Annotated in this window: 6 protein-coding genes, 6 tRNA genes and 2 pseudogenes; 9 read left to right on the top strand and 5 right to left on the bottom strand. The window is 29.0% G+C overall.

The genetic code is table 11. The annotated features are described in order from the left end of the window. The first annotated feature begins 1 nt into the window (after position 1). From AJ886_RS10025 to AJ886_RS10060, 8 genes are all read left to right on the top strand, one after another. A tRNA-Val gene (locus AJ886_RS10025) sits at positions 2-77 on the top strand. A 51-nt stretch (positions 78-128) separates the two neighbouring features. Continuing rightward, positions 129-205: transfer RNA gene (locus AJ886_RS10030), tRNA-Asp, on the top strand. 4 nt (positions 206-209) lie between these two features. Continuing rightward, positions 210-285: transfer RNA gene (locus AJ886_RS10035), tRNA-Lys, on the top strand. Between the two features lie 19 nt (positions 286-304). Beyond that, a tRNA-Arg gene (locus tag AJ886_RS10040) sits at positions 305-380 on the top strand. A gap of 6 nt (positions 381-386) precedes the next feature. Then, a tRNA-Val gene (locus tag AJ886_RS10045) sits at positions 387-462 on the top strand. A 51-nt stretch (positions 463-513) separates the two neighbouring features. Continuing rightward, positions 514-590 (top strand) — tRNA-Asp (locus AJ886_RS10050). A gap of 66 nt (positions 591-656) precedes the next feature. Further along, entirely contained in the window at positions 657-1,037 is a 381-nt protein-coding gene (locus tag AJ886_RS10055; RefSeq protein ID WP_070233912.1) for a hypothetical protein, read from the top strand. Positions 1,038-1,081: 44 nt separating this feature from the next. Beyond that, on the top strand, positions 1,082-4,594 hold the full coding sequence (locus tag AJ886_RS10060; protein WP_070287635.1) for an acyl-[ACP]--phospholipid O-acyltransferase: 3,513 nt from the start codon (positions 1,082-1,084) through the stop codon (positions 4,592-4,594). A gap of 7 nt (positions 4,595-4,601) precedes the next feature. Here AJ886_RS10060 and AJ886_RS10065 read toward each other — a convergent pair whose 3' ends face one another. From AJ886_RS10065 to AJ886_RS10980, 5 genes and pseudogenes are all read right to left on the bottom strand, one after another. Further along, complete coding sequence (locus AJ886_RS10065) at positions 4,602-5,513, bottom strand: AEC family transporter (RefSeq protein WP_070287636.1); 912 nt, start codon at positions 5,511-5,513, stop codon at positions 4,602-4,604. Between the two features lie 451 nt (positions 5,514-5,964). Continuing rightward, the gene (locus AJ886_RS10650; RefSeq protein ID WP_153882520.1) at positions 5,965-6,126 is read right to left on the bottom strand and encodes a helix-turn-helix domain-containing protein; all 162 of its coding nucleotides are present in this window, start codon (positions 6,124-6,126) and stop codon (positions 5,965-5,967) included. Beyond that, positions 6,119-6,358 carry a helix-turn-helix domain-containing protein gene (locus tag AJ886_RS10070; protein ID WP_070287637.1) on the bottom strand — a complete coding sequence of 80 codons (240 nt, stop codon included), beginning with the start codon at positions 6,356-6,358 and terminating at the stop codon, positions 6,119-6,121. Before AJ886_RS10070 ends, AJ886_RS10650 begins: the two co-directional genes overlap by 8 nt. Before the next feature lie 16 nt (positions 6,359-6,374). Next, positions 6,375-7,082 carry a 3'-5' exonuclease gene (locus tag AJ886_RS10075; protein ID WP_261663025.1) on the bottom strand — a complete coding sequence of 236 codons (708 nt, stop codon included), beginning with the start codon at positions 7,080-7,082 and terminating at the stop codon, positions 6,375-6,377. 78 nt (positions 7,083-7,160) lie between these two features. Next, positions 7,161-7,268 (bottom strand): annotated as a pseudogene (locus AJ886_RS10980) (hypothetical protein); the annotation flags it as partial. Between the two features lie 261 nt (positions 7,269-7,529). Here AJ886_RS10980 and AJ886_RS10080 point away from each other — a divergent pair. Next, a pseudogene (locus AJ886_RS10080) lies at positions 7,530-8,387 on the top strand (tyrosine-type recombinase/integrase); the annotation flags it as partial. Between the last annotated feature and the right edge of the window lie 32 nt (positions 8,388-8,419).

Genomic DNA, 8,419 nt, shown 5'->3' on the forward strand with positions numbered 1-8,419 from the left:
AGGTCGCTTAGCTCAGTTGGTAGAGCGCCACCCTTACAAGGTGGATGTCATAAGTTCGAGTCTTATAGTGACCACCATTTTATAAAATCATAAATAGGTTTTATAATCTCTACTTCTTTACTTTGGATGCAGCGGTAGTTCAGCTGGTTAGAATGCCGCCCTGTCACGGCGGAGGTCGCGGGTTCGAGCCCCGTCCGCTGCGCCATCTTGTCTCGTTAGCTCAGCCGGTAGAGCATCTCCCTTTTAAGGAGGGGGCCGTTGGTTCGAATCCAACACGGGACACCATTTTTATTGTTAGGGTTATGACCCTTTCGTCTAGTGGCCCAGGACAACACTCTCTCTGTGTGGAAACAGAGGTTCAAATCCTCTAGGGGTCGCCAATTATAGGTCGCTTAGCTCAGTTGGTAGAGCGCCACCCTTACAAGGTGGATGTCATAAGTTCGAGTCTTATAGTGACCACCATTTTATAAAATCATAAATAGGTTTTATAATCTCTACTTCTTTACTTTGGATGCAGCGGTAGTTCAGCTGGTTAGAATGCCGCCCTGTCACGGCGGAGGTCGCGGGTTCGAGCCCCGTCCGCTGCGCCATCTTGCTTGGTAACAATTTTATAAGTATAATTTGCAAAATAATAAAAAATAGAGCTAAGGAAAAAAATGCTTATTATTGGACATAAATTATTAAAAAATTTAGATTTTTCTTTTATTGAAAGTGTTGAAGAAGTTAAAGATAATAAAGTTTATTGTATTGTTTATGATGAAAAATTGATTTCTTATTTAAGTCAAAATGATTTTGAATTTGCTATTTTAGTTCAAAATAAAGACGAGATATTTTTAGCCAATGCTTTAGGAGCTAAGTTTTTGCTTTGCAATGACAAAAAACTTGCAAAATTTGCTAGCAAGGTTGCAGAATTTTATGTTTTTGATAGTAGGGTTTTAATGATTGTTGATAAATTAGAGAATTTTAAAAAATTTTATAAATTAAAAATCGATGGAATGATTTTAAAAGATAATATAGATAATTTTCCTAAAAACTGATAAATTCTTTTGTAAAATAAGTGCTAATTGACGAGGTTTAAATAATGCAAAAAAAATCTTTTTTGAAAATTTACGGATTAATTCCTTTTTTACTTATAGCATTCATCAATGCTTTTGTGGATTTGGGACATAAAATTATTATTCAAAATACTATTTATAAGGCCTATGAAGGAAGCGAGCAGTTATTTTTAAATGCTATAGTTAATGCTTTGATTTTACTTCCTTTTATTCTTATGCTTTCTCCTTCGGGTTTTTTAGCGGATAAATATCCAAAAAATATTGTAATGAAAATTTCAGCAATTTTCAATGTTGTACTCACTTTAATAATTTGCATTTGTTACTATAGCGGTGCTTTTTGGATGGCTTTTATTTTTACTTTTATAATGGGAGCACAAGCAGCGATTTATTCACCAAGCAAATACGGTTTTATCAAAGAACTTGTAGGAAAAGACTTTCTTGCTATGGGCAATGGTGTAATTAATGCAGTAAGCATTATGGCAATCTTAGCAGGAATGGCTTTATTTTCTTTAAGTTTTGAAAGTCTTTATAGCTCTACGTATAATCAAACAGATGAAATTTTAAAAGAAGTAGCGCCTTTAGGAATTGTGCTAATTTTATTTTCTTGTATCGAAGTATTTTTTGCGTGGCGTTTACCTAAGCTCAAACAAACAAATAAAGATTTAGTTTTTAATAAAAAAGACTATATTCATGGAAAACTTCTAATAAATAATCTTAAGCTTGTTTTTAAAAATAAAACTATTTGGCTTTGCATAATAGGAATTTCATTTTTTTGGGCTATATCTCAACTTTATCTTGTTAGCTTTCCTGTCTTTGTCAAAAATGAACTTTTCATAGAAAATACTTTTTATGTGCAAATTTCACTCGCTTTTTCTGGTATAGGAGTGATTTTAGGCTCTTTAGTAGCTGGTAAATTTTCAAAAAATTATATAGAACTTGGACTTATTCCACTTGGTGCATTGGGTATGTTTTTAATGGCTTTTTTAATGCCTTATTTTATAAGTTTATTAAGTTATAGTTTTTTATTTTTCTTTTTTGGATTTTGTGGAGCTCTTTTTATCGTTCCTTTAAATACTTTAATCCAATTTCATGCCAAAGAAAATGAATTGGGGCAAATTCTTGCAGGAAATAATTTTTTTCAAAATATTGCCATGTTAGGATTTTTACTCTTAGCAACTTTATTTGCAAAATTTGAAATCAATGTGGTTTATTTGTTTTATTTTATTACTTTAGTAACCTTTATAGGAGGTTTTTATATACTTTTAAAATTTCCTTTTTCTTTAGTGCGTATACTTTTAAGCATAGCTTTTTTACAACGATACCGCTTACTTGTAGAAGGTTTTGAAAATATACCAGAAAAAGGCGGAGCTTTGCTTTTGGGTAATCATATTTCTTTTATTGATTGGGCTGTTGTACAAATGGCAATTCCAAGAAAAATTTATTTTGTTATGGAAAGAAGTATTTATTCTAAATGGTATATTAAAATTTTTCTTGATAAATTTGGTATTATTCCTGTATCAAGTACAGGAAGTAAGACGAGTTTAGAACTGATAGCAAAGCATATCAAAGAAGGTAATTTAGTTTGCTTATTTCCTGAAGGTACGCTTTCAAGACATGGACAATTAAATGAATTTAAAGCAGGATTTGAATTAGCTTGTGAATATTTAAGTGAAGATGATGGAAAAATTATTCCTTTTTATATAAGAGGACTTTGGGGTAGTGCTTTTTCAAGAAGCGATGAAGAATTTTCAGCAAGAAACCGCACTTTAAATAAAAGAAAAATTGCTATAGCTTTTGGTAAAGCCATGCCTTTGCATTCTAAAAAAGATGAAGTTAAAGCTAAAGTTTTTGAACTTTCTTTTATGGCTTGGAAATCACAATGTGAAGCTATGCATACTATAGCAAGAGCTTGGATAGATACAGCTAAAAAAAATCTAAATCAAATAGCCATTATCGATACGCTAGCTGGAGATATTTCTTATAGAAAAATGTTGAGTCTTAGTTTAATTCTTAATTTTTTTATTAAAAGAAAATCCAAAGAATTAAATATTAACCCTCAGCGTGGAAGTTACGCTCCTAAAGAGGAAGCTATAGGAATTTTACTACCTGCTTCTTTTGCAAGCTCTTTAACCAATCTATCTGTTTTAATCGCAGAAAAAATTGCAGTAAATCTTAATTTTACGGCTGGAGAAAAAGCTCTAAAAGTAGCTATAAAAAATGCGCAAATTTCACAAATTTATACTTCTAAAACTTTTTTAGAAAAATTAGCAAATAAAGGTATAAATCTAAATTTCGATACAAATATACATTTAATTTATTTTGAAGATATTGTAGAAGATTTTAAAATGCAAAAAACTAAAATTTTTAGCATGATGTTAGCAGTTAGTATCATGCCTAGTTTTATACTCAAAACCATTTTCACTCCTTCAAAAAACAATCTTGCCATAGCAGTTATTTTATTTAGTAGTGGAAGCGAAGGTTCTCCAAAAGGTGTTATGCTCAACAACCGTAATATTTTAAGCAATATAGCACAAATTTCTGATGTGCTTTGCACAAGAAATAATGATGTCATTCTCTCATCTTTACCACCTTTTCATGCTTTTGGACTTACCGTAACTACATTTTTGCCTTTGCTTGAAGGTATTAAAAGCATCGCTTTTTCAGATCCAACCGATGCCTTAGGGGTTGCCAAAGCTGTTGCTAAAAATAATGTCACTATTATGTGTGGAACTTCAACCTTTTTAGGAATTTATGCAAGAAATAAAAAGCTTGATGCTTTAATGTTTGAAAGTTTAAGAATAGTTGTATCGGGCGCTGAAAAACTAAAAAATGAAGTAAGAACTGCTTTTGAAATGAAGTTTAAAAAAAGCATTTTTGAAGGTTATGGAGCTACGGAAACCACGCCTGTGGCGAGTGTAAATTTGCCGAATCGTTTTGATGCGGATTATTGGCTTATGCATCGTGCCAATAAAGAAGGAAGTGTAGGAATGCCTCTACCTGGAACTGCAGTGCGTATTGTTGATCCAAATAATTATGAAAATTTAAAAACAAATGAAGATGGACTCATACTTATAGGCGGTCATCAAGTTATGGTAGGCTATCTTAATAACAAAGAAAAAACCGATGAAGTTATTAAAGAAATTGATGGCATAAGATGGTACAACACGGGAGATAAGGGACATTTGGATGAAGATGGTTTTTTATATATTGTCGATCGTTATTCTCGCTTTGCAAAAATTGGCGGAGAGATGATTTCTTTGGGTGTAATAGAAGAAGAAATTGCCAAATTTATAGATACTGAAGTGGTTAAATTTTGTGCCACATCTTTAGAAGATGAGAAAAAAGGGGAACAAATTGCTTTACTCATAGAATGTAATAATGAAATTTTTGAAAGAGTATGTGAGGCTATAAAAAATTCTAATATACCTACACTTTTTAAACCTAGATATTATTTTCAAATAGAAAAAATTCCCCTCCTAGGTTCAGGAAAAGTTGATCTTAAAAAAGTTAAAGAATTAGCTAAAAATTTAGCCATATAATTTGAGCTTATAACAAAGCCCAAATTAAAATTGGCATAGAAACAAAAGCAAAAAGAACTCCAAAGGCTACAGCACTTACGGCTAAATTGCTATCTAGTTTAGCTTTCATTACCATAGCTCCTGCTAAGGTCATAGTAGGAGCTGCGCTTTCTATAATAGCAACAATGGTAGAATTTTTTAATTCTAAATTAAATATTTTTAAACAAAATACAAAAAATAAAGGAGCTAAAATCATTTTAGCAAAGATGACAATTACTGTAGGTTTGTAAGAGGTTTTAATCGCCATAAAGCCAAGTCCTAAACCTATAGCAAAAAGTGCAACAGGGGTTGCAGAAGCACCAAATAAACGAATAGGAGAGAAAATAAATTCAGGTAAAGTAATCAATTTACACAAAAAACCAAAAAGCAAAGCTAAAAAAGGTGGAAAGCTAAGAATTTTTTTAACATTAGCAAGCAAACTGACTTTTTCTCCATTTCCCAAAGAAAGTATAAAAGGTCCAAAAAGTGATATAGGTAAAGTTGTGGCTAAAGCATCGTAAAATATAACTTCAGCGCTAAATTGTGGGTCATTAAATACACCAGAAACAATAGGCATACCCACAAATATAGTATTTCCAAAACAAGAAAGCAAAAACATACTGACTAAAGTTACTTTAGAAAAATGAAAAACTTTTCCAATAAGAATAGCAAAAAAAGCTGCTAATATACAGCTAAATAATCCAATAAAAATAAAAATAATCAATGAAAAATCAAAATTTAAATGATATGCTTTATCGAAAATCAAACAAGGTAAAGCAAAAATAATAGCAAAATCTAAAAAAGTCCTAGCTTGTTTTTGCTTTAAAACGCCAATTCTTTTGGCAAAATATCCGCCTGCAAGTAAAATAAAAATTGTAAATAATGGTATAAAAACAAACATTGAATAATCCTTTTTAAGGGATGGTTTTTGAAAACGGATAGAATTATATTCTTTATACTTAAAAAAAATCTTAATATTTTTTAAGTTTTTTAAAAAAAACTAATATTTTTTATTTTTTGTAACTTTAAGAAATTGTAAGTTGAAATTTGATTTTAAATAGTTAGTATTTTAAGTTAAATGATTATAATTTTAAATAATGGTGCGGTTAGCGAGATTTGAATAATGCTAATAAAAACACTACTATACAATATTTATAAATAGCATAAAAATAAAAAGTTAGGATAAAAGTTAGGAAAATTATAAACATTATGTTTATTCCTATTTTTTTAATATTTTTACCATTGTATTTAAAAGTGTATATTAAAGAGTTGATTGAATATATATCGCTCCCGCTAAAAGAAGCGAGAGCATAGGCGAGTGATTGATTGTTATATATTGTTTGAATTGGAGTTTAATTTTTTTCAATTTCTTCAAGATTATATAATGGTTTTCTTACATTTGTACTAATTTTATATTCCTTAATATATCCCGACTTAACCCAATTTCTAATTGTTAGGATATTTACATTAAGCATCTTTGCTATTTCTTCTCTATTATAATATTTTTCAACCATTTTTCCTCTCCTTTTTTTGGGGGGGGGGATCTTCTATTTTCTGAAAATCGAGAATGGTTTCTTTTGATATGTAATAACCTTTTTCTAATTTAAAGCTTTTTAGAACATCTCTTGAGTTCCATACACGAACTGTTGTATGGGTTACAGAGTACATTTTTGCAACTTCATCGACAGAATAATAAGTTTGCTCTTTAAAGCTTCCATCTTCTTGTAGTTTTTTAATTATTTTCATTCTATTGTTATCCTTTCTAATTTTTTTCTATAAAATCTTTTTCAAGCAAATAATCTTTGTTAATGTTTAAAGAATTTTTAGCTCTTGTAACTGCCACATACAAAAGATTTAATTCTTCTTTTGCTATGGCAATTTGTTCTCTTTCTTCAAGTTCTTGCTTGATGTTTAAAAAATCATCAATAATTTCAACATTATTCCACTCTAAACCTTTGCTCTTGTGTCCTGTACTTAATATCAAATCAGCTTGTTCTTGTTTTTTAACACAGCTTTTTTCAATATCTTTGATAAGCTTTATAATATCGCTATGTACATATTTAAAAAGAACAAATATTTTTTGTTTTAAGTCAACCTCTTTAGTTTTGTTGATATATTCAAGAAGTTCTTTTAAGTCGGCAAATTTTGCAATAAACTGATTTTTGATATATTTGTGTTTTTTAAAAAGAAGATTTTGTATGTCTAATAACTCATCAAAATTATAACTATTCACCCCTCCCACAAAAAATAATTTTTTATTTAAATTTTCTACTGCTATATCAAATAGTTTAGCATTAGTTCTGTATATTATAGCTTTTGCTTCATTTTCATTATTTCCCTTTCTTGGTTTTAGCGTTCCTTTAAAATCTCTTGAGGCATTTAAAATTCCCAAATAAGAATTGGCAATAGTAGCTATGCTTTGTGGGCATCTAAAGCTTTGAGTTAGATATAAAATATGAGATTTTGGCATAGATGCTAATACTTCTAAGGAATTTACAGCACCTCTGAATTTATAAATGCTTCGGAATGTATCTCCTATAAAAACTTTTTTAGCTTGCTTTTGGTTAAGAACAATGTCGATAACACAAGCGTTGATATCCTGTGCTTCATCCGCTAAAATAAAATCATATTCTAGCTTTGGTTTTGTAAGTTGAATTAAAAGAAGTTATAAATAATTATTTGTATAGCAAAGAACTTGAAAATATAGATTTTACATCTATAAAATTATTTGAAGGACCAATTGCAAAATATAAATTTTTTACACTGAAGATAAATTAAATACAATAAAACTAAAGTTTTATGAAATTGTTGGAATAAAACTTAAAAACATCAATAAGATAAATCAAGATAAATATTTATTATCAATTTCTGATGTTGTATGCGGATTATATGAAATTTTATTTATATAGATAATATATATTTAAAGAACACTTTATTGTTTTATAGGCGTATTTTACTAGAATTTGTAGAATATTTATTAGAATATCAAGATGAAATGCAAATAAACGATATAAAAACGACTTTTTTAGTCAATTTTCTTAATTATTTAGAAAATAATTCAAAAAATGGCAATAAACTATCAAAAAAAACAAAAATAACTTATTTTAGAGTATTAACTAGCTTTTTTTCTTTTATAAGCGATAATAATGATGATTTGTTTATTTTTTCCTTTGATATGAAGAAAATTAGATTTAGAACAGAAAAATCAGAAGAAAAATTAAATTATCTTAATGAAAATGAAATTATAAGGCTAAATAATGTTTTAGAGAAAGAAAAAGCAAAAAAAGAAGTTTATAATAGTTTTAGAAATTCTTTACTGATAAAACTTATGCTTTATGGAGGACTTAGAATTTCTGAAGCTTTGAATGTAAAACTTTGTGATTTTGAAGAAGTTGATGATGAAATTTTAAAAATATCCATAATAGGCAAGGGCGGTAAAGAACAATTTGCATTTATTAAAAAAGAAGAAGTAGATGATGAGCTTGAATATTTTAAAGAAAATATCCAAGATAGTGATTACATAATGCAAACTAGCACAGGAAAACATTTGAATAGAAGTAATGCTTTTTTGATCGTAAATAATATTTACGCTAAAGCTTTGATTAGCAAAAAAGGACTTCATTTGCTTAGACACACTTTAGCCATGAGATTAACAGCCAAAGGAACAAACCTTGTGGTCATACAAAAAATTCTAAGACATGCAAATCTAAATACTACTACTATATATGCCAAAGCAACAAATGATACAATAAAAGCTGCGTTATTGAATAATTAATTTTTCTAAAATTGAGTATTTGCATAGACTTC

Origin of the sequence: Campylobacter sp. BCW_6465 (assembly GCF_001762815.1) — a bacterium.
GTDB classification, from domain to species: Bacteria; Campylobacterota; Campylobacteria; order Campylobacterales; family Campylobacteraceae; genus Campylobacter_D; species Campylobacter_D jejuni.